Source organism: Comamonas terrigena NBRC 13299 (genome assembly GCF_006740045.1).
GTDB classification, from domain to species: Bacteria; Pseudomonadota; Gammaproteobacteria; order Burkholderiales; family Burkholderiaceae_C; genus Comamonas; species Comamonas terrigena.
Genome location: NZ_AP019749.1, coordinates 2,808,654 through 2,831,664, shown reverse-complemented (window position 1 = coordinate 2,831,664; position 23,011 = coordinate 2,808,654). Strand labels below are relative to the sequence as shown.

The 23,011-nt window shown below is 61.8% G+C and carries 19 protein-coding genes; 7 read left to right on the top strand and 12 right to left on the bottom strand.

Features of this window, described 5'->3' with window-relative positions; all coding sequences use genetic code 11:
* Positions 1 to 169: 169 nt before the first annotated feature.
* Positions 170 to 757, bottom strand: a complete 588-nt coding sequence (locus CT3_RS12750; RefSeq protein ID WP_066533066.1) for a dihydrofolate reductase family protein — start codon at positions 755 to 757, stop codon at positions 170 to 172.
* Positions 758 to 1,282: 525 nt separating this feature from the next.
* Between CT3_RS12750 and CT3_RS12745 the strand changes: the two genes are divergently transcribed.
* The 3 genes from CT3_RS12745 to CT3_RS12735 all read left to right on the top strand — a co-directional run bounded on the left by CT3_RS12745 (position 1,283) and on the right by CT3_RS12735 (position 5,701).
* Positions 1,283 to 1,888: an RNA polymerase sigma factor gene (locus CT3_RS12745; RefSeq protein ID WP_083520238.1), complete on the top strand. Its 606-nt coding sequence runs from the start codon at positions 1,283 to 1,285 to the stop codon at positions 1,886 to 1,888.
* A gap of 47 nt (positions 1,889 to 1,935) precedes the next feature.
* Entirely contained in the window at positions 1,936 to 2,958 is a 1,023-nt protein-coding gene (locus CT3_RS12740; protein WP_227657939.1) for a FecR family protein, read from the top strand.
* Positions 2,959 to 3,322: 364 nt separating this feature from the next.
* On the top strand, positions 3,323 to 5,701 hold the full coding sequence (locus tag CT3_RS12735) for a TonB-dependent siderophore receptor (protein WP_066533354.1): 2,379 nt from the start codon (positions 3,323 to 3,325) through the stop codon (positions 5,699 to 5,701).
* Positions 5,702 to 5,985: 284 nt separating this feature from the next.
* Here the strand turns inward: CT3_RS12735 and CT3_RS21385 are convergent, their stop codons facing one another.
* Positions 5,986 to 6,174: a glutathione S-transferase family protein gene (locus CT3_RS21385; protein ID WP_066533062.1), complete on the bottom strand. Its 189-nt coding sequence runs from the start codon at positions 6,172 to 6,174 to the stop codon at positions 5,986 to 5,988.
* 374 nt (positions 6,175 to 6,548) lie between these two features.
* Between CT3_RS21385 and CT3_RS12720 the strand changes: the two genes are divergently transcribed.
* Positions 6,549 to 8,366, top strand: coding sequence for a methyl-accepting chemotaxis protein (locus CT3_RS12720; RefSeq protein ID WP_066533060.1), 1,818 nt, complete (start codon positions 6,549 to 6,551; stop codon positions 8,364 to 8,366).
* Between the two features lie 379 nt (positions 8,367 to 8,745).
* Here the strand turns inward: CT3_RS12720 and gstA are convergent, their stop codons facing one another.
* Positions 8,746 to 9,375, bottom strand: a complete 630-nt coding sequence (gstA, locus tag CT3_RS12715; protein ID WP_066533056.1) for a glutathione transferase GstA — start codon at positions 9,373 to 9,375, stop codon at positions 8,746 to 8,748.
* A 143-nt stretch (positions 9,376 to 9,518) separates the two neighbouring features.
* On the opposite strand from gstA, the gene CT3_RS12710 reads away from it, so the two are divergent.
* On the top strand, positions 9,519 to 9,836 hold the full coding sequence (locus CT3_RS12710; protein WP_066533055.1) for a winged helix-turn-helix transcriptional regulator: 318 nt from the start codon (positions 9,519 to 9,521) through the stop codon (positions 9,834 to 9,836).
* A gap of 109 nt (positions 9,837 to 9,945) precedes the next feature.
* A complete protein-coding gene (locus CT3_RS12705) occupies positions 9,946 to 11,184 on the top strand; it encodes a DUF711 family protein (RefSeq protein WP_066533054.1) in 1,239 nt (412 codons plus the stop codon).
* A 151-nt stretch (positions 11,185 to 11,335) separates the two neighbouring features.
* Here the strand turns inward: CT3_RS12705 and CT3_RS12700 are convergent, their stop codons facing one another.
* The 6 genes from CT3_RS12700 to CT3_RS12675 form a co-directional block, all read right to left on the bottom strand.
* Entirely contained in the window at positions 11,336 to 11,581 is a 246-nt protein-coding gene (locus tag CT3_RS12700; RefSeq protein WP_066533052.1) for a hypothetical protein, read from the bottom strand.
* A gap of 435 nt (positions 11,582 to 12,016) precedes the next feature.
* The gene (locus tag CT3_RS12695; protein ID WP_141891756.1) at positions 12,017 to 12,736 is read right to left on the bottom strand and encodes a hypothetical protein; all 720 of its coding nucleotides are present in this window, start codon (positions 12,734 to 12,736) and stop codon (positions 12,017 to 12,019) included.
* A 353-nt stretch (positions 12,737 to 13,089) separates the two neighbouring features.
* Positions 13,090 to 13,797 (bottom strand): hypothetical protein, encoded by a 708-nt coding sequence (locus CT3_RS12690; protein ID WP_066533044.1) that lies wholly within the window; start codon positions 13,795 to 13,797, stop codon positions 13,090 to 13,092.
* Between the two features lie 520 nt (positions 13,798 to 14,317).
* Positions 14,318 to 15,310, bottom strand: a complete 993-nt coding sequence (locus tag CT3_RS12685) for an HNH endonuclease (protein ID WP_083520213.1) — start codon at positions 15,308 to 15,310, stop codon at positions 14,318 to 14,320.
* A 472-nt stretch (positions 15,311 to 15,782) separates the two neighbouring features.
* Entirely contained in the window at positions 15,783 to 16,682 is a 900-nt protein-coding gene (locus tag CT3_RS12680; protein WP_428041602.1) for a nitronate monooxygenase, read from the bottom strand.
* Positions 16,683 to 17,106: 424 nt separating this feature from the next.
* Positions 17,107 to 17,982 (bottom strand): arginase family protein, encoded by an 876-nt coding sequence (locus CT3_RS12675; protein WP_066533035.1) that lies wholly within the window; start codon positions 17,980 to 17,982, stop codon positions 17,107 to 17,109.
* A 300-nt stretch (positions 17,983 to 18,282) separates the two neighbouring features.
* On the opposite strand from CT3_RS12675, the gene CT3_RS12670 reads away from it, so the two are divergent.
* A complete protein-coding gene (locus tag CT3_RS12670; RefSeq protein ID WP_066533032.1) occupies positions 18,283 to 19,218 on the top strand; it encodes a LysR family transcriptional regulator in 936 nt (311 codons plus the stop codon).
* 206 nt (positions 19,219 to 19,424) lie between these two features.
* Here CT3_RS12670 and CT3_RS12665 read toward each other — a convergent pair whose 3' ends face one another.
* The 3 genes from CT3_RS12665 to CT3_RS12655 form a co-directional block, all read right to left on the bottom strand.
* A complete protein-coding gene (locus CT3_RS12665; RefSeq protein ID WP_428041599.1) occupies positions 19,425 to 21,134 on the bottom strand; it encodes a methyl-accepting chemotaxis protein in 1,710 nt (569 codons plus the stop codon).
* A gap of 301 nt (positions 21,135 to 21,435) precedes the next feature.
* Positions 21,436 to 22,095, bottom strand: coding sequence for an endonuclease III (gene nth / locus CT3_RS12660; protein ID WP_066533352.1), 660 nt, complete (start codon positions 22,093 to 22,095; stop codon positions 21,436 to 21,438).
* A 319-nt stretch (positions 22,096 to 22,414) separates the two neighbouring features.
* Positions 22,415 to 22,882, bottom strand: a complete 468-nt coding sequence (locus CT3_RS12655; RefSeq protein WP_066533028.1) for an NUDIX hydrolase — start codon at positions 22,880 to 22,882, stop codon at positions 22,415 to 22,417.
* Positions 22,883 to 23,011: the final 129 nt, after the last annotated feature.

Below are 23,011 nucleotides of genomic sequence, written 5' to 3'. Positions count from 1 at the left end.
CGACATCTCTGCATGAACTTCCGCCTCTGACGGAAAGCACGAAGGCATGCCATAAGCTGCTGGACTATCTGGAAAAAAGACACCGTGATGGTCGTATTCGAGACCGCGCAAGGGCGCAAGCTGGCGATCCGCGCGCTGTGGCGGCCGCGGTGCAGCCCGGCGAAATCTTTCAGGCGGGGGCGTTCGGAGCTGAGTCGCTCTGCACAGGGTTCTGGACCTGGTAGCGCAGCTCCGCCATGCCGCTTCCCATCTGCTGCACGGACTGGAGCTTGAGCGCGGGGTAAAGGGCCTGTCGGGGAAACAATGGCTTGCCCTTGCCGAGGGTGGCAGAGCCGATCTGCACGATGATTTCATCCAGCAGTCCTGCGTCGTAGAACTGGCCAGCCAGGTCGCCGCCGCCCACAATCCACAGGTTCCTGTCACCTGCCGCTGCGCGCATGGCGGCGTGGACGGTGCGCACGTCGCCACTGGCGAATTGAATGTTGGCTCCATCGATGGCCGGCAGGGTCCGGCTGGTGAACACCCAGGCGGGCTGGGTGTAAGGCCATGGAGAACCTGTCTCGGCCGCCACCTTGTCTGCATTGCGCAGCATCCACTCATAAGTGGCGGAGCCCATGGCCAGGGCGCCGACGCCGGAGATGAATTCCGGATAGCTGGACTCATTCAGCTCGCCCAGGGAGAACAGCCAGTCCAGGGAGTCGTCCGCGGTGGCCAGAAAGCCGTCCAGGCTGGTGGCGGTGTAGTAGGTGGTCTTCATCCTCCAAATTGTAGGTAGCGGCTGGGGTAGATGAAGCATGGCGCCCGCGCTTTGCACGGGCAGGTGAAGAGGGCGCCGATGCGATTGGGCGCACTGCACATCCAGAGTCAAGCGCCAACTCCTGGCCGAAGGCAGGCCGGGATTGGGCTCTCCAGACGCGGATGGCCGCTTGCGCCAGGCTATTAGCTGCTGCGGTTTTTGTTGACAGGCATGGATGCCGGATCTGATGGCGCTAGAATCGAAATAAGTTTCATTCAGCCATTCGACTTCCGCACATAGCCAGGCCTGCCCGCTCCTGATGGCGCATCACGGCATGGCGCTTCGCCAATTTCGGATCGGTAGCGTATCTGTGTGCACCGTGGCCTTCCTACAGATTTTTCCCGTTGGCGATTCCAGCGCACCAAGCCTTCCCCGGGCGACCATCGCATCTGGGTTGGGTAAAGGGGCGCGTTGGTGAAGTGCGATCCGTCTTCCGGCGCGCAGAGTGAACCGCAGCCCACCGCCGCACAGCCCAAAGATGCCCTCATGGCGTCGCTGTATGCGCGCTGGCGCATCCCTGTCATGCGCATGCTGCGCCGCCACTTCAACACCAGCGCCAAAGTAGAGGATGCCGCGCAGGAAGTGTTCGTGCGTGTGGCGGCGACAGGCAGGACGTTGGAGCCGGAGCAGGAGCAGCCCTATCTGCGGCAGACGGTCCGCAGCGTGGCGGCACGCGACTGGCAGCAGGGTCCAGAAGTGCACGGAATGCAGAGCGTCTCCTACGACGAGTCCCATGCGGAACTGCTCGCCGTGCGGGCCGAGGGCTATGGCGACACCGAGCGCCAGGTCGAACACCGTCAGCGCCTCACCAGACTGCACGAGGCGATTGGGGAATTGCCCGCCCGGCAGCGTGAGGCCTTTGTGCTGCACCGCATAGAAGGTCATACCATTGAGGAGACTGCCGAGCGCATGGCAATCAGCGCACGGATGGTGGTGAAGCATCTGGGCAGGGCCGTCGGCTATTGCGAGACACGCGTGCGGTATGCCAACGCCGAGCAGATGAAGCGCTTGCAAGCCCTGCACAGCGCATGGAGCTCCGAAGAAAACAACGATGAAAGCGCTGACCCACCGGCGCATGGCGGAACCACATGAGCGCAGAGCCAGGCCAATCCCTGTTGCAGAATCTCCCGCCCGAACAGGTGCTTCGCTTGAACCACCGCGCGGGCGAGTGGTACGTGCGCCGCCAGCAACCCGGCTGGTCGGGCGCGGACGAACGTGCGCTGAACGAATGGCTGGCGCAAGACCCGGCCCACCGTGAAGCCATGTACGGCATCGGCCGCACCTGGCGCGAAGCAGAGCAGCTCAAGGCCCTGTTACCGGCTGCTTACGGGCACACCGGACCGCAGGCAGCCCCACCCGGGGCTCCCCGCGCGCGTCCGTCGGCAACGCATCCAGGCAAGGCCTCCCATGCCCCGGGCTGGTCGCGCAGGTCTGCCCTGGCATCTGCCTTCGCGGCGGCGCTGTTTTCGGTGCTGGCGGCCGGGTATGGCTGGCACCGCTGGGACAACACCCCCAACTATGAGGCGGACATTGCGACCGCCCCCGGTGAACTGCGCAGCATTGACCTGCCTGATGGCTCCCATGTGGCGCTGAACGCCAACAGCCGTCTCCAGGTGCGCTATTACCCCCGCCGCAGGGAGACCGTGCTCGACAAGGGCGAGGCGTTCTTCAAGGTGGCTGCCAATCCCAGCAAACCCTTCACCGTGGAAAGCGGCGCCAGCCAGGTGCGGGTGGTGGGTACGGCCTTCAACGTGCGTGCCGCGCCACCCGAGTTTGTCGTGCAGGTGCAGGAAGGGCGGGTCGAGGTCCGTTCCAGTGCGCACCCCGAAGCGCCCGTGCTCGCCCTGGGGCCTGGCACAGGCATTGCCATCGATCCCGTGTCAGGGCAGCGCCGCACCCTGTCTGTGGTTCCCGATGCCGTCGCGGAATGGCGAACCGGCCAGATCTACTTCAAGCGCGCGCCACTGCAGCAGGTGGCGCAGGAGCTGTCCCGACAGCTCGACCAGCTCGTGGTGGTGGATGGCGCAGCACTTCAAAGCCTGCCGGTGTCCGGTCTGCTTGCGCTGCAGGACCCGGAGCGCTTTCTGCTGGCGCTACCCAGCGTGGTCAACGTGCGCGTGCAAAGGGATGCCGAAGGGGGCTGGCGGATCAGTCCACGCTGAGATGCAAATTGTTACATTTACCTGGGTTCCTTGAATTCCCCTTTTCCTGCTTCTTCATGGATAGGGGCGCGAAATTTCCGCACCCCGGGCTGCCAGCCACGGAAAAGAGCGACCACTGCTTTCTGATTCCTAGCCAACGGCTGTAAGCAAGCGGCACTCCCGCGCACGTTGGCTGTTTTCCCCGCTTCGCCTCTGGTCTCTGATCAGGCGAGCGCGCATTCCAGTCCTCCTGCCACGGGCCTGCCGCTGTCATACGCGCATGCAAGCGCATGGAATTCAGGAGCAACAGGTGATGCACCCAGGTCAGTTGAGGGAACGGTTCAAGAACAACAACGTGAAGCGGAGCGCACGCGGTGTGCAACGTATGCAATGTGCGCAGCCGGCAGGCGGCAACGGCCTCGCGCTGCGGCCCAGTCTGCTGGCGCTGCTGGTGTCCACAGCGGTTGCCACGATGGTCATCAGCCCCGTGAATGCGCTGGCCCAGTCCACCGCTGCAGCGGATGCGCTGCAGTCCTTCAGCATCCCGGCACAGCCCCTGCTCAATGGCCTCAAAGCTTTTGGCCGCCAGACACAGGTGCAGGTGCTGTTTGACGATGCACTGGTCGAAGGGCGGCAGGGCGCGGCAGTCAGCTGCCGCCTTTCTGCGCGGGACGCCTTGACGCGCCTGCTTGCCGGGACAGGGCTGGTGGCGGTCAGTACCCAGCCGGGCTCCTTCACCATCCGGGCCGCACCGCCTGCAGGCTCGGCCGGGGCGCTGGCAGAGGTCACGGTGACCTCACAGCAAACCTCGGCGGAAGATCTGTACGCTGCCCACAACCGGGCCGCAAGTACCAAGCTGGGCAGCACGCTGATGGAAACGCCGCGCTCCATCTCCATCGTGAGCCAGGAGCAACTCAAGACGCAGGCGCCCAAGAGCATCGAGCAGGCGCTGTCGTACACGGCCGGGGTGTCCACCGAAGTCACGGGCGCCGACCTGCGCATGACGGGAGCCGTCATTCGCGGATTCAGCGATGGCAGCTCCTACTACAAGGACGGGCTGCGCCAGTTCTCGGCGGGCACCTACGGTTCGTGGAACGACGAGATCGACGAGCTGGACAGCATCGAGGTCATCAAGGGCCCGGCCTCGGTGCTGTTCGGCCAGGGGCGGCCCGGTGGCGTGGTCAACGTGGTGTCCAAGAAACCCGAAGCCGATCATGTGAACAGCGTGGGCCTGTCCTATGGCCGCTATCAGCGGGCCCAGGTCACGGCCGATCTGGGTGGGGCGCTGGATGCGGCAGGCGATGTGCTGTACCGCCTCAACCTCAAGGCCCGCGACAGCGACGGTCGCACCGTGGGTTCGCGCGATGACCGCATCTCCATTGCGCCCTCGCTGCGCTGGAAGATCTCGGGCCAGACCCAGCTGACCCTGCTGGGCAGTTACTCGCGCGAGCGTGGCACCCCCAAGTCCTGGTGGCCCAGCCTGTTCAGCTACCCGCAGATCAAGGATGTGTCGGCACACCTTACGGCGGGAGACCCTGCTTTCGACCGCTTCAACCGCGACACCCAATCGCTGGGCTATGAATTCGTCCACCAGACGGACAGCGGTTGGCAGCTCACGCAGAACCTGCGCTATTCCACCATCGACATCGACTACCGCCATATCTACGCCATGGACGTGCTGGCGGATGGCCACAGCATCTCGCGCGCCAACCTGGCCCAGCGTACCAAGGGTACGACCGTGGCCGTGGACAGCCGTGCGCAGAAGGACCTGCGCTGGGGCGATGTCCAGCACCGCCTGAGCGTGGGCGTGGACCACAACCGCTACAAGGAGAGTGGTGGTCTGGGCTTTGGCTGGGATGTGCCCAATCTGGACCTGAACCACCCTGTCTACGGCCAGTCCATCGCCGTGCCCGAGCTGGAGGACAGCCATTCCACCTTGCGCCAGACGGGCATCTACACCTTGAACCAGCTCCAGTGGAACCGCTGGATTGCCAACCTGAGCCTGCGCCACGATACGGCCAAGAGCACCCAGAACAGCACCACCCAGCCACGCATGTCCGACAGCGCCACCACGGGCAGCGCAGGCGTGCTCTACCAGTTCGACAGCGGCTGGGCGCCGTATGCCAGCTACGCCACATCTTTCGATCCCACCACCGGCCTGGCCTATGACGGCAGCGCCTTTGCACCACGCCGTGGCAAACAGTACGAGGTGGGGGTGAAGTACCAGCCCGCAGGCAGCAACACCTTGCTGACGGCCTCGGTGTTCGACCTGCGCCAGACCAATGTGACCACGCAGGATCCCGACCACCCGCGTTTCAGTATCCAGACCGGCCAGGTGCGATCCACCGGTGTGGAGCTGGAAGGGCGTGTGGGCCTAACGCGCGAGCTCAGCGCGCTGGCCAGCTACACCTACCTGGATCCGCGCACCACGCAGAGCACGCGTGCCGCCGAAGTGGGACGCCAGACCTTGCAGACCATGCGCCACATGGCCAGTGTGTGGCTGGACTACCGCCCGCGCGCCGTACCGGGCCTGATGGTGGCCGGCGGCCTGCGCTACCGGGGCCGTTCGCCCTATAGCGTGGCCTCCGATGGCAGCCTGAACGTCAACGACTCGGTCACCGTGGCGGACTTGGCCGTGGCGTATGAGACGACCCGTTACCGCATCGCTCTGAACATCAACAACCTGTTCAACAAGACCTACTACGCGGGCATCTTCCGTGGCGTGGATCGGGAAGCGAACGTGAGCTTCAAGTACTTCTGGTGAATGTGCTTGTGCGGTGCGCTACATCAGGCCGTTTCGGCACGATGGAAGGGGCTGGGCCATGCAGGAATGCGCTGGCACCAGTCCCCACAGCGCCTGTGTGCCCACCGGACTTGCTTGGGTGGGCTGGTGTGCGCGTCCGCAACCGGCCGCAGGCAGGCTGATCCCAGGCCCGCACCGTCCGGCACCTGAACCTGAACCTGAACCTGAACCTGAACCTGAACCTGAACCGCTACGGCGGCCGTGGTGGCTGGTGGGTCCTTCACGGTCGCGCTTGCCGTGCCGCTTTATTTCAGGCCTTCGGTGTCCAGCGCTTTTCTCACGGCAGGCCGCTCGCGCATGCGCAGGTACCAGGCCTTGAGGTGTTCGAGACCATCGAAGCGGATATTGGCTTGGTAGGTGGGAACCAGCCATTCGGCCTGCCCCCATTGGGTGAGTGCATAGAGGTAGCTGTCGGCCACGGTGTAGTGCCCCATCAGATAGTCCTTGCCCGCAAGCTGCGCGTTGATCCAGGCGTGGCGCTGCTCCAGCTTGAGATTGGGCCTGGCGGACTCGGTGGCATACCTGCCGGCCTGTACCGGGTACAGCAGGGAGGGAAGCCTTTGTGAATTTCAGAAGTCAAAAAGTTGAGCTACTCCTGCGCCCGGTAACGCGCCATGCTGGCGTGCGCGGGGGCGGGTTGCGCACCGGGGTGCAGGTCTGCCAGGCACTACAGGATGGCCGGGCCGATGATGCAAGCTCGCCACATGTCTTCAGCCGATGGGGATGAACCAGATGGCTTTTTTGTGACTGTCACAATCGGATGCGATATTGCCGACGTTATTAGTTACGAAAACCAATAGGATTTTCCATGCAGCTCACGCTCCGGACACGCCTCATTGCACTCAGTGTCGCAATTGTCACCGTGGCCATGCTGGCTTTGGCGGCGGCCAATTTTCTGACAATGCAGCGCCATGTCCAGTCGACCGTGGACGCCCAGAGCCGCCAACTGGTTGCCGCCCAGGCGCGCGCACTGGGCGACTGGGTCGAGTCCAAACGCTTGCTGACCCATACGCTGACGCTGGCCATCGACCAGACAGACCCGCGTGGCGTGGTCCAGGCGCTGCGCGACGGGGGTGGATTCTCCGATGCCTATGTGGGCTTTCCGGACAAGCGAACGATCTTCCTGAACCCCATGCCGGACACCTACGACGTGACCTCGCGCCCCTGGTACAAGCAGGCCGTGCAGGAGGGCAAGCCGATTGTGACCGCGCCCTATCTGTTCACTTCGCCGCCCGAGGTGGGTGTGACCTTCGCCGAACCGGTCGGCCCCAAGGGCAATCCTACCTCCGTGGTGGGCTCCGACGTGCTGCTGACCACCGTGGTGCGCACCGTGGCCTCCATCCGCCCGACGCCTGACAGCTTCGCGTTTCTGGCCAACCAGGCCGGAGCCATCGTGACACACCCCGACACCGCTCTGACGCTCAAGCCCGTGTCCACGCTTTCGCCCAGCCTCCAGCCGGAAACCATGCAAGCACTGGAGCAGTCCACGAGCGGCATGCGCACGCAGATCAACGGCACCGACTATCTGCTTTACAGCCACGCCGTGCCAGGCACCGACTGGCAGCTTGTGACCGCCGTGCACCGGGGCCAGGCGCTGGCATCCCTCGGCACCCTGCTGCAGGTGTCGGCCGTCACGGTGATCGTCTCGCTGGCCGTCGCCATCCTGCTGCTCGGCGCGGTCATCGCGCGCTCGCTGCGCCGTCTGGCCGTGGTGCGCGATGCGCTGGAAGACATCGCCTCGGGGGAGGGCGACCTGACGCGCCGCCTCTCTACGCATGGCAATGACGAACTCACACAGATCGCGCGCGCCTTCAACCACTTCGTGGACAAGATCGCGGCCGTGCTGGTACGCATCCGGGAGTCGTCCGAATCCGTGCGCGTGGCCACCACAGAAATCGCCAGCGGCAATCAGGACCTGTCGGCCCGCACCGAGCGACAGGCCAGCTCGCTGGAAGAGACTGCGGCGGCCATGGAGCAGCTCACCGCCACCGTGCAACAGAACGCCGAGAACGCGCGCCAGGCCAATCAACTGGCCAGCAGTGCCTCCGACGTCGCCACGCACGGCGGCAGCGTCGTGGGCCAGGTGGTGCAGACCATGGGCGGCATCGAGACCTCGTCGCGCAAGATCGCCGACATCATTGGCGTGATCGACGGCATCGCCTTCCAGACCAACATCCTGGCCCTGAACGCGGCCGTGGAAGCCGCCCGTGCAGGCGAGCAGGGTCGCGGCTTCGCTGTGGTGGCCAGCGAGGTCCGTACGCTGGCGCGGCGCAGCGCCACGGCCGCCAAGGAAATCAAGGCCCTGATCGATGCATCTGTGGAACAGGTCAATGTCGGCAGCCAACTGGTGCACGACGCCGGCGTCACCATGAACAAAGTGGTGGAAAGCGTGCGCCAGGTGACGACCATCGTGGCCGAGATCAGCAACGCCAGCCAGGAGCAGAGCACGGGTATTTCCGAGATCGGCGGCGCCGTGACCCAAATGGACCAGGCCACGCAGCAGAACGCCGCGCTGGTGGAACAGGCGAGCGCCGCCGCGCAGTCGTTACAGCAGCAAGCCGCGCAATTGGCGGATGCGGTGGCCGGGTTCAAACTGGATGCACCAGCTTCTGTTCGGATTCGGTGACGCTGGCTGTCCCCTCCGGTGTCCGCGTTGGGGCGATTGCCAGCCGACACGAACGAGCACTGATGGGCGCCTCAGGTTGGGCGCGCAGCCCCATCAAGGCTGCCGTCTGGCGACTGACGACTGACGACTGACCGCTTGAGTCTGTCGCAGTCCGCCCGAAGGTGCACTGCTGCCTGCGCTGATTGCGGCGCATGGCAGCCTGTGCAATGCCTGCGTCAACATCGATCTGGATGAGGCCGGCTACCTGGGCGGCGAACTGCTGGAGCGCAGCGTGCGAGCCTTGCAAGACATCGCTGACCTGTCCGCCACTGCCATAGACGTGGCCACGGTAGCCGTGGCGGCCGGTGAACGAACGCGAGGCCGCGCTTGCCGTGCAGCGTTATTTCAGACCTTCGGTGTCCAGCGCTTTTCTCACGGCAGGCCGCTCGCGCATGCGCAGGTACCAGGCCTTGAGGTGTTCGAGACCATCGAAGCGGATATTGGCTTGGTAGGTGGGAACCAGCCATTCGGCCTGCCCCCATTGGGTGAGTGCATAGAGGTAGCTGTCGGCCACGGTGTAGTGCCCCATCAGATAGTCCTTGCCCGCAAGCTGCGCGTCGATCCAGGCGTAGCGCTGCGCCAGCTTGGGCGTGGCGGACTCGGTGGCATACCTGCCGGCTTGCACCGGGTAGAGCAGAGGGATGAAGCCCTTGTGGATTTCAGAGGTCAGGAAATTGAGCCACTCTTGCAGCCGGTAACGCGCCATGCTGGCGTGTGCGGGGGCGAGTTGCGCGCCTGGCTTAAGGTCTGCCAGGTACTGCAGGATGGCCGGACCTTCGCGCAGCAGGCTGCCATCGTCCAGCTCCAGCAGCGGGGCATATCCCAAGGGGTTGAGGTCCAGGAAATTGCGTCCATCCGCGGTCCTGTGTGTTTTGTAGTTCACCTGGATGGGGGTGAAGTCCAGCGCCAATTCGTGGAGCACGATGTGGGGGGACAAAGAGCAGGCTGCAGGGATGTAGTACAGCTTCATGGAAGGCTTCCGATCGTTGACGTACGCCGTGACATACGGCGCTGCCGCGAGTGTTCACCGGCAGGTATCAAACTGGAAGAAGGCAAAAAAACTGCAGATAGGTTAAAAAACGATACCTAGAAGATCGCCTGGAAAGTTGTGCTATGAAAGTGAGTGTCAGTGGCTGCTCTGTGGAAGAAGCCATGCGGCTGCTGGGAGGGCGGTGGCGCCTGCTGATCGTTTCCTACCTGGTAGATGGGCCCAAGCGGTTCAACGCATTGCGTCGGGACATGCCTGGCATTTCGCAGCGCTCGCTGACCCTGGACCTGCGCGCCCTGGAGGAATCAGGTCTGGTGCAACGCACGGTGTGGCCCACAGCGCCCGTTCGGGTGGATTACGCGCTCACACAGGACGGCGAACGCCTGAAACCCGTGGTCGCTGTGATGAAAGAGTTCGGGCTGTGGCTGAAGGAACGGGGTTAGCACCCCGGCTTTGCAGGCGGCTGGCGCCGGCTTGGCGGCGCCGCCCGCTTCAGCGAGGCGGCACCGGCAGCCCTTAAGATGCAGCGCTGTCTTCGATTGCCCTGGCTCCATGCTCACTTCTGCTCTGCACCCCTTGGTGCGCGTTCGCACTGTCACTGCCTTCCTCACCCTGGGCCCTGAGCCCGGCACCTGGCCCGCTGCGCTGGCGCAGGCCAAGCGCCAATGTGATCGCCTGGCCACTGCGCTGGAGCAGCAGGCAGGCTATGCGGTGCAGTCCATCCGCATCGTCAGCAACCCGTTTGGCGAGTACCTGGACACCCGCAGCGCCGCCAGCGCGCAGGCCGGGCTGGCCCATATCACCGAGCTGCTGGCCCAGCTGAACACCGGCAGCCGCCGCATCCGCTTTGCGATTGGCGAGGCGCGCACCACTGCCGAAGTGGCGCTGCTGCCCGCGCTGATTGCCGCGTATGGCGACCTGTGCAATGCCTGCGTCAACATTGATCTGGATGAGGGCGGCTACCTGGGCGGCGAGCTGCTGGAGCGCAGCGTGCAAGCCGTGCAGGAGATCGCCGCGTGCACGCCGCGGGGCGAGGGCAATTTCAACTTCACTGTCAATTTCAACTGCGCCAGCGGCATACCGTACTTCCCTGCGGGCTACCACCGTGGCGAGCTGGATGGCTGCCTGGTGCTGGGCCTGGAGACGCCGGATCTGCTGGTCGATGTGCTGCACACGCTGCAGCCAGAACGCCAGAGCTTGCCCCATGCCGCATGGATGGCCCGCGCCGCGCAGGCGCTGGGCGATGCGCTGTCCAGCCATGTGGAGCGCATCAACGCCTGTGTGAACGCCACCGCGCTGGATGCCGGCTGGCGCGTCATCGGCATAGACACCTCGGCCGCACCCTCCAAGTCCTGCGCCTCCATGGTGCAGGTCTATGAACTGCTGGGGGTGCCGTTCTTCGGGGCCTCCGGCACGGTGGAGGCATCGGCCTTGCTGACCCGCGTGTTCAAGTCCGTGCAGCACATGCCGCAGATCGGCTTCAGCGGCCTGATGCTGGCCGTGACGGAAGACACCGGTCTGGCGCAAGGCACGCAACACGGCCACTTCGACATTCGCGCCTTGCTGACCTACAGCAGTGTCTGTGGCATCGGGCTGGATACCGTGCCCGTGCCGGGCGATGCCAGCGCCAGCCAGATCGCCGCCGTCATGCGCGACACCGGCACCATGGCGTTTCGCCTGAACAAACCGCTGACCGTGCGCCTGTTCCCGGTGCCCGGCCTGCAGGCCGGTGAGCTGACGGCTTTTGAGAGCGCAGACCTGTGCAACTGCGCGGTGCTGGCCCTGCCTTAGGGTGTGGCCCACACGATCGGGCCTGGCGTGGCCCGGCATAGCACAGCAGATTGGCGATAGAGGCAAGGCGTGAAGCCCCAGGCCGTGCATTTGGTACGACCAGGCAGGGCAACGACGTAGCAAGGCTGGTGTGGTGACGCTGCGTCTAAGCCTATGGCTCGGTCAGCTCCACCGCATTGGTAAGCCCCAGTGCCTCATCGATGAGGCATTGCAACGCTATAGCCGCCACCGTGCGGTCCAGCAGGTGGTCAACAAAATAAAAACCGTCCGGCTCTATGGCGTACTGGTAGCTGTCGCCCTGGGCCGCGCTGTGGATCGGGCTGGGCAATTTCCGTTGCAGTGCCACGGGGTCGTAGCTGCCGGGCACGGCAAATTTGATTTTGTACTCTCGTCCCATGGGGGGCAGTGGATCTTCGGTCTGGGTGATTTTCTTTGGAGGTTGGGCTGCTGCTCAGGCCGGTCGTTGCCAGCTTGCAGAACGATGACTGTTGGCCGCGAACGCCCGCTCCCGACCGATTATTGTCTTCCTTACCTTGTGCACCGATATCAGCCGTGTAGCAACTGCCGACGCTGGTCTTCGGGCAGAGAGGTTCGGCTGACCGGCATCAATGGTGGCCTCCGGCGGCGTGAAGGTCAGTTGTGAGAGGTGCAGCGGCCGTAGGCACTTTGCGATCTCATCAGCAGCTTGCCGCTGGCCCCTTCTGCTTAGATTGATCTCACACTATTGATCGACCATAGACAGTTAATCACCTCTGAAGCATCCGCTCAAAATTTCCTCCGATGGTTGGCCGTCAAATTGCTCATTTTGCAATAGCTCGAGACCAGCTATCGTCTAATCAAATTCCTTCATATGGAGCGCCTTAGGGTGTTTTTGTCGCATCAAAAACAGCATCAGAAAACCTATTGTCATATAGAAGAGCCCTCCCACAGTCGCGAACTGTGCCCATCCCGAGCTTCCTAGATCGCTGTGCAGGGCATAAGCCCCCCATGCGAATGCTAGAAACCCTGCGACAACGACTATCAACGCAAATTTGCGGGGCGACATGAGAGCCGTAAGCATAGTTTTGGCACTGCTGGAGCTTCTATCACCAACAGTTGCCACTTCACGAAGTCCTTTGGGCAGTCCCTTAATAGTGCCAAAAATTTTTCCATGGCTCTTTTCTGATGTATGCAGTATTTCGACAATTGCACCGTCATCTGCATCCAAGAACGCGAAAGAAAGCGCGACTTCCGCAGGCTTTCCAAGCGTCTGCGAAGCTTCGACTTGACACACATCACGGGTCTGCTTCACTACAGTTGCTGCGAGAACTTGCGAACCATCGGGAAAGCGAACTCGGAGGCGGTCAGTGGCCACAATGTCGTCGCCGACAATGCTTTTCTCACCGTTATTCCAAAAGGCAATTAATGTACGAGTGAGCCGGGGAATATTGGCCCCTTGATGTTGAACAGTAACGTCCTTCGGTAGTCCAGCTTCTGCCAAGCCCAGCAACCGTTCACCGGATTGCGCATAGCAGAACACGGTGCGCTGTCGGGTTAGGAAGTATGTGCCCACAGCGATCACTATCCCGAAGATTCCAATGATTGACCCAACCCAGCCAGTAGCTAGTACATCCCTTGCGCTATTCAGCCATCCCATTCTTCTTAGCCCTTTGTACTACTGCCGATTGTTGTTGATTGCACGCGATTCTAGGCTCGATCAAATCCGAAGCACAAAGGTGGCTTGCAGTGCCGATCTTGGGAGCAGTTGCAGCCTGTCATGCCTGCACCACAACTGACCGGCCACTGCTACATAGCGCCTTGTGCAGAGACTTTTAGATTCAATCCCTTGTAGCTGCACAAGCCCTCTAGGAAATGCTGGTCGATTCAGCGAACGCGAAGCCCCCAAAGCAGTGCCTGCTGAGTAGGTCACTCGACGACTGAATTGGTAATCAAAGCATCACCCAGTTCTAGCCAGAACTGCTCAAGCGCGTCAGCATATTCACTGATGTGTGCAGGTTTGACACAGATATCCTCCCCCAGCAAAGGCGTGTAGACACGCCCGGAGAGCGGCATCGTGTTGCTCAGCCCGGCCATTTCGAACAGATGGGGAGCGGCATGTAACAGCTCTTCGCTGCTTTTGCCCTCACCGTGCTTGATCGTGTTGGCTAAGTGACGCAACTCTTCAAGTTTGGGCCATGCAGTGAATGCCGTGATGTCCACGTTGGCGTTTTCGAGTAAATCGCGTGCTACCTCATGTCTATAAAACTTCTTGTTGTCTCGTTCTCGCCAGTCCAGCAGTTCTTGCCGCAGGAATAGCATTAGATGCTGTTCATACAGGTGGTAAAGAAAGAGCGCGCAGCAGTTGAGTAGTCCCTGTTCCATCCCCTTGAGGCCTAGGTAGTGTGAGACTGCAGCGTCTTGGACAGCCTGTGCAATTTGGCCTTCGTCAGGGCCGTCGTCGTAGCAAGGCTGGGCCATTGCCTCCTCCCATAGATGATTCTGCAGCTCTTCGCTTTCTACATCTATCGAAGAGAACGTTGGCTGAACTCTTTTCAGGAATACTTCTTCGACCCTGCGAATGGCCGGGATGAAGTCGTTTCGAAAGCGGGGGATCCAGATGTTTGGGTGGTACATGGGCACGTTTCGTTGTCAGTTAGGCGTCGAATAGTGGCCTATTGGCACGCGCGTCTGAACAATTTCTTGAAGTGAGCTTTACTCTCTCGGTAGTTCGACAGACCAAGAGAAGTCGCACGAAAAAATCAATGAGGAAATCGTCACTCGGAAAGTGGTGGCATGGAGGTCGGTATCGGGGGTTCGACAACTGTGCTTATCGTTGCCGAGCGAATCAAGGCCAAAAGTGATGCTGCGCTTCGATGCTCAATGGTGCCGCTGATCCCACTTTTAACCGAAAAGGGGCTCAAGCTCCAATCATCGCATGAAATAAGTAGCACTTTCCGGTTTCAGCCGAACGAGCGCTAGCTTCGTCGTTCGAGAATTCTGCGTGCACGGCGACGCCTTTCTCGTCAAAATGCTCTTTGCTAGAATTTCTATGTTGGCTCAACGGAAATCTTTCTGGCTTGGCGCATAGAGTTGTATGTAATTTCTATTTTGGACGAATCGATACTGTCGCAACCGGCTAGGAGAGGCAGGTTTTCTACATCGAAAGCTGAATCCGTATTCGCTCAAGCGCCGCATTAACTTTATCATTCCATCCTTCTGGCAAGCTCAGCACGAGATTCAGCTGAAAGATCCCTTCTACAGGATTGGTGCTAACTGTTTCGGCCAAGAATACCGGTAGCTTTGCAGCCTCATCAATAATTTTTCCTGCAGTCCCTATTAGTAAGCCCTGAAGCTCCTCAAATATCTCATCTAAAAATGAGAATCTTATAGACTCTTCCCATGTTAGAGCGCTTTGACACATTTCGCTGTATAGTCGGGCTGTTGCGACTATTGCTGTGTCTTTTCCTGGAACCCCCGGTTCTCCCCAAGCAATAGCAAACTCCTTATTGATGAGTTCGCTGAAAGCGTACGAAATATTAACTATCTCTTCCAGCTTTATTCCGATCCAAGGAAAGAAATCTTCCTTGGTGACTCTACTGCTAGGAAGTGTGTAAAGCTTTCTTTTAAACGAATTCCAGCGATGCAGAACTGGCTCCATCTCAAATCTGAGAACTTCGGCTGTTAGCCGATACTCCCAAAGGTCACCCTTCTCAAGAATCAAACGCTCGGAAAGATAGCTAAGACGGCCGAATTCTTCGAGATGGCGATCTTCAAACTTCTTTCTGATTCGCGCAGATGCTTTCCCGACCTTCTCCGCAATAAATTGCTCATGTGCACGTTGCCATTCAAACAAAAGACCCGAAGGATATTTCACAGGATCATCATCAATCAATTTATGGCAGTTCCCACATAGCCAAATTGCGTTGGTGATTGAGCTTCGGTCAACTGAAGTCATCGTCGAATCGTAGCGAGCAGAGCCTGGATTAGCTCCGTAGATATGAGCAGCTTCACCTACATTGACTGAATCATGCGGATCGTCAGATGGCCCACTAGTAAGAGCGCCACAGTCTGGATTTGCACACTGATTGGCTGATCTTCTCGCAAGGGTTGCGATGACAGCTTGTTTGAACCTATCTTCAGTTGCCATGCTGATGAGAAATTTTATTTTAAATTAGATTGCAATTTATTGATTTTATTCAAAAAATTACGGAAGCTGTGACAGCTACAGGAAAAAATTACAACGTCTGTCCTTATTTCAGCATCATTTGTACTCGGAGCCTGATCCGAACGACCGATTTGTATGCAGCAGTCATTGACCTTTTTTCTATTTGGCAGACTGAAACTAGGCTAAAGCTGCCTACTGCGAAGAAGAACTGGCTGGATGCTTCTGGCCGTGAGCAGGTATAAACATAGCCCGCAACGGCGGGCAGCTATGTCTTAGACTTGAAGTCGCAACAGGAGGCGACCAGGCATTCCCCGCATTGGGGTGCATGCCTCGCAGATAGCGGCCCAACAGAAGCAGTACGTGGTGCGAGTCTCGACCACATAGTCCCTGGAATGCGGCACAGCAGTTGCCGATCGACTTCTTGCGGACTCGCCCGGCACCAGGCGAGACCGGCTCAGCCCACCTCCAGCAAGCTGTCCACCAGCTCCTGAACGCTGGGGACGGACCGGATGATGTCGATGCCGGTGTTCACGGAAATGATGCCTTCGTCCATATGGCCCAGCAGCATGCCGGGCTTGAGGCCGCCGAGTTTGCGGATTTCGTCGTCCAAGTCGAGGGCGTTGTGCCGGTCCTGAAGCAACCCAGCCAGTTGGTCGGCCGTGCGTGTGCGGATGGAACGCTGCACCGGAGAGACAAAGGCCATGTCGTCATAGCCTGAAGAAACGATCCTGTCCTTGACGCTCTGGGCCGCCGGGGACTCCTGGGTCACGATGAAGCGCGTTCCGATGTAGACCCCTTCGGCGCCCAGGGCGAAAGCGGCTTGCACCCCGCGCCGGTCGTTGATGCCACCGGTGGCCATGACGGGGACACGGACCGCGTCCACCATGGTCGGCACGATGGTGAAGGTGCCCCAGGCGCTGGCGGGAATGTGGCCGCCTTCGTCGTGCCCGGTGGCCACCAGCACGTCGGCGCCCAGGGCTTCGGCCTGGCGCATATTGGCCACGGTGGGGGTCAATGGGCGGTGAATGAGCGTGGCGCCTTGCTGCTTCATCAGGTGGAAGGCGCGTTCGGTGGCGTTGCCGACCGAGATAAAGTGCGTCACCCCTTCTTCAAGGGCCATGGTGATCCATGCGGTGTTGAACGCGTCAGGGGTTTCGCTGCCCGCCAGGATCACATTGAGGCCGAATGGCTTGTCGGTCATGCCGCGTGTCTTGCGGATTTCCGCGCGCATGCGTTCGACGGTCTCTTCCGTGCTGCTGGGGGCGGTGCTGTGGCCGGCATGGGGGCCGAGGACGCCCAGGCCCCCGGCGTTGGACACTGCGGCGACCAGGCGCGCATTGGTGACCCAGGACATGGGCGCTTGAACCAAGGGATACTGGGTGCCGAGAATCTGGGTGAGGCGTGAAGTGGGATATGGCATAGTTGGGTGCATGGGTGTGTGCATCTGGGTGCACGGGTGTATGGGGGAGCGATGGACAGGGCGGCGATATCGCTGCCTTGGGGCAGTGGCGGGACAAAGCTGGGGCAGGGCTTCACCGGCCCCAGGGCGTTGCGTGGCGCCAGTTGGCAGCGGGTGGGCTGGGCTGTGACGGCCTGCGGCCGTGGTGCGATAGCTTGTCGGCCGGCTTCAGGCGACCTTCAACGGGTTTTGCTTGCTTGCGGGGCGGCGCACGGTGCAGGCGGTTGACGGTCGCTGATGGCCTCCACGTGCCACCCCGTGCGACCGGTTGCTGCCCATTGGCGCAGGCTGGTGCTGGCCGACCCGGGTTGGCGCGCGGCTACCTGTTCAAGAGGGGGAGGGTGCGCAGGGCCTTGGCCAATTGGATGGCGTCCCATGGCAGGTATTCGGCAATGGCCAGGCCCACGACCTCCGCCACCTCATTGGCCTGCTGGAGGATGCGTGCGATGTCTTCCAACCGCATGCGGCCCTGGGCGACGCCGTCCCAGGTGCTGGCTGCCGCCGCGGGGTCGTTGAAGAGCAGAAAGCTGTACCGGGCGGCATCCAGCACGTCCAGGTCAAAGTGCACGGCCACCTTGGTGGTGCCGGTCTGGCGCAGCCAGGACACTACGGCGTCGGGGGACTGGGCAATCTGTTCCGGGCTCAGCCGCTGCATCTGGCGCTGGTCCAGAAACTCCGTCTCGTAGGGGGTGGTTTCCGTCAGGCCCACATACAGCACCTGTTCGGGGCGGATGGGGCGCTTCACCAGCCGGCCAAAGTCGGGATCGCCTTCGCCCATGAGCATGCCCAGCACATGGGCGTGCGCGTTGCGCATCTGGGTGGTGCCCGCGATGTCCGGGTGCGCATCTACCCACAGGATGGCCAGGTCGTCGCCGTATTGCTCGTTCAGGTAGGCCATGGGGGCCAGGTCCACCAGGCAGTCGCCGCCCAGGGTGACGATGGCTTGGGGTTGGTGCTGGCGGATGGCGGTCATGGCACGTTCTGCGATGGTCAGCAGATCGGCCTTGGACGCAATGCTATCCGTGACGGGGCGCACGGCGGCGGCCGAGGGCGGCACATCGATGGTGACTTCAGGGCCGGATGCCGCCGGGGCCAGGGCGGCCAGCACGCGGCCGCCGATCAGGTAGTCGGGGCGGTCGCTGCCCTGCCATTGGGCGATGTTCAGGCGCAGAGTGCGGGACGGTGAAATGGACATGTCTGCAATGGATCTGGAAAAGGAAAGAAGGGACCACAAGGCACGCGAAGGCACATGAAGGTGCCAAAAAGAGCGCGACACAAGCGCAAAAAAGCGCGAACAAGGCGCATGCGGTGAGTGCACACCCCGCCAGCGGGGAGGGGCTGTGGGGCGCATGAAAGGAATGTAGGGATCCAGCTGCCATTGCAGAAGATCGATATAGTGAATCGTTTTGTTATCAATATGGATAACAAAATGGATAACTAAAAATCTGCCAATCCGGCTCCTTCAATCGCTCCAACCCCTTCAGCCCCTGCGCCCATGGACTTCATCGACAAACTGCGTGTCTTCACGGCGGTGGCTGACCACCAGAGCTTTGCGCGTGCATCCGAGGCGCTGGCGATGTACCGCCCGCGCGTGACCAATGCGGTCACTGAGCTGGAGAAAGAGGTGGGTGCCCGGCTGCTGCACCGCACGACCCGCAAAACCACGCTGACCCGTGAAGGCACGGCCTTCTACGACCAGGCGCGCGCTACGCTGACCGCCGTGGGCGATGCCCGAGGCTTCTTTGACGGCGGCAACGCGATCCCGAAGGGGCGGGTGCGTGCGGACATGAGCAACTCCATCGCTCGCTCGACCATCATTCCCCGGCTGCACGAGTTCCAGGCGGCCTATCCGGAGGTTGACGTGGTGCTGGGCGTGAGCGACCAGCAGGTGGACCTGATTGCCGAGGGGGTGGATTGTGTGCTCCGGCTGGGGCAGCTAGGCAACACCAGCATGGTGAGCCGCATCCTCAGCAAGGTGCCCAGGATGGTGTGCGCCTCACCCGCCTACCTGGCACGCCATGGCACGCCGCGCACCGTGGAAGAGCTCAAGACCCACAAGGCAGTGACCTACTTCTATGGCCGGGACCAGCGGGTCAGGGAGTGGCAGTATTTTGTGGAGGGGGAAGCCGTGTCGCTGCGCCTGCCCGCCGCCGTGCAGGTGAACGACCATGAGGGCTATGTGAGCTGTGCCCTGCACGGACTGGGGGTGGCGCAGCTGCAGGAGATCGGCATACGCGAGCAGCTGAAAGCGGGCACCCTGGTCCAGATCCTGGACACGGTGGACTGGGGAACCATGCCGCTCACGCTGATGTACCCGGCCCGCGCCCACGTGCCGCTGCAGGTGCGCGTGTTCATGGACTGGACCGTCTCGCTGTTCGCGTCCACGCCGGCCGCGCGCCCTGCACGCGGGGGCACCGCGCCACGCAGCTAGGGGAGGGGGCCAGCCTCAACACGCTGCCAATTGCAAGGCCAGGGCCATCGAATCCTCAGCGATAGCCCTGCTGCAGCACCAGCGAAAGACCGATCCGTGTATCCCTGTGCATCCCTGCATGTCTGCACAGGCCCGCGCAATTGCTGCTTTATGCGTTTTGTGCGGCTTATGCAAGGAGGCAGGATCGGGATCGGGATCCTCAGCAGTTAAAAAGTTTCCCAATCATCGTCATGGGTCGTGGCGGCTGCAGGCGCTGCTTTGGCAACGGGGGCGGGAGCGATCGCAGCAGGAGTCTTTTTTGCCAAGGTGGCAGGCTTTCCAGCGGGGCGTGGCGCAGGAGCTGCTTTCGGCGCTGAGGTGCGGGTGGGCATGGGCGTCGCAGCGGCGCCCAAGGCCTGGCGCTGGGCGGCGTGGCTCCCCCCATCGCCAAGCTTGAATACGGACACCACTTGCACCAGGTCCTGGGACTGGGATCTGAGGCTGTTGGCTGCAGCGGCCATCTGTTCCACCAGCGCCGCATTCTGCTGGGTGACCTGATCCATTTGCATGACGGCTTCGCCGACCTGCGAGACGCCGGCGCTTTGCTCGGTGCTGGCGGCACTGATTTCACTCATGATGTCGGTGACGCGGCGTATGGATTGCACCACCTCTGTCATCGTCTCTCCCGCCTTGTCGACCAGGGTGGTACCTTGTTCCACCCGCTCCACGCTGGCGCCGATCAGTGTCTTGATCTCTTTGGCTGCTTCGGCAGATCGCCCGGCCAGGGAACGCACCTCGCTGGCCACCACCGCAAAACCGCGCCCCTGCTCGCCAGCCCGTGCGGCTTCCACTGCGGCATTGAGGGCCAGGATATTGGTCTGGAAGGCGATGCTGTCGATCACGCCGATGATGTCGCCGATCTTGCGGCTGGACTCGTTGATACCCTTCATGGTTTCAACCACTTGCCCCACCACCTCGCCACCCTGCGCCGCGACCTGGCTGGCATTCACGGCCAACTGGTTGGCCTGGCGGGCGGACTCGGCGTTTTGCTTGACCGTGGAGTCCAGCTCTTCCATGGACGCTGCGGTTTCCTCCAGCGCACTGGCCTGGTTTTCGGTGCGTGCCGAGAGATCGTGGTTGCCCTGGGCGATTTCAGCACTTGCCGTAGCAACGCCATCCGCGCCCTGGCGCACGCTGGACACCACTTTGATCAGGCTGTCACGCATGGCCACCAGGGTATGCAGCAGGCCCGCCACCTCGTCCTTGCCGGTGATCGCCACTGGCGTGCTCAGGTCCCCGGCTTCAATCGCGCGAGAAAGATCCTCGGCCTGCTTGAGCGAACGCACAAGCCCGGTAATGAGGAAATAACCGACGCTGGCGGCAAACAACAGTCCGAGCACGATGGACACGGTGGAATACATGCGCACCGAACCGTAATGCGCCACTGCCCCGTCGTATTCCGACTTGGCGACATCAAGCTGCAGCTGGATCAGCGCATCCACTTGCTCTTTGGCAGGCGCATACAACGTCGGCAGCACCTTGGTAGACAGGCGATGGCTTTCCTGCATATCGGCGGAGCGCAGCGCCGCCAGAGCGGGCCTCAATCCCTCCTTGACATATTTACCACGGGCTTCGGCAAACTTCTTGGCAATGCCTGCCTCTTCCGGCGTGAGGTAGGTGGCCATGTACTCCTCCCACCCCTTGGTGATCCTGCCGATATTGGCATCGACCGAAGCGGTGAGCTGGGTCACCACCTCCGGACTCGCATCCAGTGTGGCCGCACTGACCAAATAGGCATTGGTCATCATCAGACTCTGGATCTGCCCCAGCTTCCCCAAGGCCACGGTCCGGTCTTCGTACACGGTTCTCAGCCCGTCATTGCTGCCCCCCATTCCACGCAGGCCGAGCAGACCGACTCCCAGGAGCAGCATGGACATGACGCCCACCAGCAATATCAATCGCGTTGAAATTTTCATTCTTGAGCCCCTTGCACTGAAAAATACATTCTGTGGTCACCAGTCAGCGCCAAGTCCCTGCGCAGTGCGTTTTTGCAAGATTTTTTTGCTGATGCACAAGCAGATTGGATGGGGCGCTGTGCGTTAGGCGAACACCTGACGGACTGCTGACATGAGGCCTGCTTGGGCCGGAAAGCAGATCCAGCGCAGACCGGCACCGCAGCAGCCACGCCGGCGGTGGCTGGAGCCTGGGCAGTCCACGGAACCCGCGTGCGACAGGCCTTCAGCTGCTGCGCTTCTTCGCCGCAGGCATGGGCGTCTTGGGCTTGAAGTCGCAGTAGGGCGTGACCAGGCATTCCCAGCATTTGGGCGTGCGGGCCTGGCAGACATAGCGGCCCAGCAGGATCAGCCAGTGGTGGGAGTCGACCGCGAATTCCGCGGGAACGCGCTTGAGCAACTGCTTTTCCACTTCCAGCGGGTTCTTGCCCGGCGCCAGGCCGGTGCGGTTGCTGACGCGGAAGATGTGCGTGTCCACCGCCATCGTGGGCTGGCCGAAGGCCACGTTCAGCACCACATTGGCGGTCTTGCGGCCCACGCCGGGCAGGGATTCCAGCTCTTCGCGCGTCTGGGGCACCTGGCCGCCGAAGCGCTCCACCAGAATCTGGCAGGCCTCCATCAGGTGCTTGGCCTTGCTGCGGTACAGGCCGATGGTCTTGATATAGCTCTCCAGCCCTTCCAGGCCCAGATCCAGAATGGCCTGCGGGGTGTTGGCCACGGGAAAGAGCTTGCGAGTGGCCTTGTTCACGCCCACATCGGTGGCCTGGGCGGACAGCAGCACGGCGGCCAGCAGCTCGAAATCGCTGCTGTATTCCAGCTCGGTTTCCGGGTGCGGGTTGGCCGCTTGCAGGGTTTGGAAGAAGGGGACGATCTGCGTGGTTTTCATGCTGGTGCGCATTGTCGCGCAGCATGGCAGGCGGCGCACGGGGTGGGGCACCGGGCTGCCTTTGCTTTGGCTGATGCTAATGCTGGGCTGGGCTGGGCTGGGCTGGGCTGGGCTGGGCTGGGCTGGGCTGGGCTGGGCTGGTCCTGGCCGTGGCCTGCTTCAGCGAGTCCCAGCTCCTGGCCGGCGCACATCCATGTCCGCCCATGTCCGCCCATGTCCGCAAGGGCTGCTATGGCGGGCCATGTCCCGGCGATAGGGCTGTCCCAGTTATCCAGCCACCCCGTTACCCCGTTACCCGGTGACCCGGTTGCCCCGCTGCTCAGGTGTCAGCAGCCTGGAGCAGGGTGTGCTTGAGCCCGGCCGGAAAGAGCGCCGGGCCGCCGGGCAGGTCCAGCTCTGACAGCGCAAACCAGCGTGCGGTGCAGGGTGTGCCGTTGTCTTCGTGGAACTCAATGCGGGTGAGGTGGGCAAAACAGTCCGTGCTGAACTGCACTTCACCAATGAACAGCACCTCGTGGCCGGTTGCGCCATGGTGGGTGTAGATGTTCTCCATCACCAGCGGCGCGCCGGTGAGCTGCACGTCCACGCCCAGCTCTTCCTTGAATTCGCGCACCAGCGCGGCCTGCCAGCGCTCGCCAAACTCTACGCCGCCGCCCAGTGGGCGCACGCCGACCAGGTGGCCCTGGTCGTCAAACACTTCCGCCGCCAGCAGCTTGCCGTCGCGCCAGTGCAGTCCCAGTGCCTTGACCTTGACGTGCTGGGGTGGTCTCCATGGGGTCACCTCCATTGTGTGCCCCCGCTCCTACAGATTTGGTTGCTTGTTGCCATGGCGCGCATTGTCAGGCGGCTGCGCACCTGTGGGCAGCAACATCTGCACAAGATTTTGTCTTCCAGGGCGCTTGGATGGCCGGGCTGG

Coding starts and splice junctions, on each gene's coding strand:
- CT3_RS12680 (WP_428041602.1), bottom strand. CDS start 16,682: ATGTCCTGGGTCACCAATGCGCGCCTGGTCGCCGCAGTGTCCAACGCC.
- CT3_RS12675 (WP_066533035.1), bottom strand. CDS start 17,982: ATGTCCATTTCACCGTCCCGCACTCTGCGCCTGAACATCGCCCAATGG.
- CT3_RS12710 (WP_066533055.1), top strand. CDS start 9,519: ATGAAAGTGAGTGTCAGTGGCTGCTCTGTGGAAGAAGCCATGCGGCTG.
- CT3_RS12720 (WP_066533060.1), top strand. CDS start 6,549: ATGCAGCTCACGCTCCGGACACGCCTCATTGCACTCAGTGTCGCAATT.
- nth (WP_066533352.1), bottom strand. CDS start 22,095: ATGAAAACCACGCAGATCGTCCCCTTCTTCCAAACCCTGCAAGCGGCC.
- CT3_RS21385 (WP_066533062.1), bottom strand. CDS start 6,174: ATGGGGCACTACACCGTGGCCGACAGCTACCTCTATGCACTCACCCAA.
- CT3_RS12655 (WP_066533028.1), bottom strand. CDS start 22,882: ATGGAGGTGACCCCATGGAGACCACCCCAGCACGTCAAGGTCAAGGCA.
- CT3_RS12690 (WP_066533044.1), bottom strand. CDS start 13,797: ATGTACCACCCAAACATCTGGATCCCCCGCTTTCGAAACGACTTCATC.
- CT3_RS12665 (WP_428041599.1), bottom strand. CDS start 21,134: ATGTCCATGCTGCTCCTGGGAGTCGGTCTGCTCGGCCTGCGTGGAATG.
- CT3_RS12750 (WP_066533066.1), bottom strand. CDS start 757: ATGAAGACCACCTACTACACCGCCACCAGCCTGGACGGCTTTCTGGCC.
- CT3_RS12705 (WP_066533054.1), top strand. CDS start 9,946: ATGCTCACTTCTGCTCTGCACCCCTTGGTGCGCGTTCGCACTGTCACT.
- CT3_RS12670 (WP_066533032.1), top strand. CDS start 18,283: ATGGACTTCATCGACAAACTGCGTGTCTTCACGGCGGTGGCTGACCAC.
- CT3_RS12735 (WP_066533354.1), top strand. CDS start 3,323: ATGCAATGTGCGCAGCCGGCAGGCGGCAACGGCCTCGCGCTGCGGCCC.
- CT3_RS12685 (WP_083520213.1), bottom strand. CDS start 15,310: ATGGCAACTGAAGATAGGTTCAAACAAGCTGTCATCGCAACCCTTGCG.
- gstA (WP_066533056.1), bottom strand. CDS start 9,375: ATGAAGCTGTACTACATCCCTGCAGCCTGCTCTTTGTCCCCCCACATC.
- CT3_RS12745 (WP_083520238.1), top strand. CDS start 1,283: ATGGCGTCGCTGTATGCGCGCTGGCGCATCCCTGTCATGCGCATGCTG.
- CT3_RS12700 (WP_066533052.1), bottom strand. CDS start 11,581: ATGGGACGAGAGTACAAAATCAAATTTGCCGTGCCCGGCAGCTACGAC.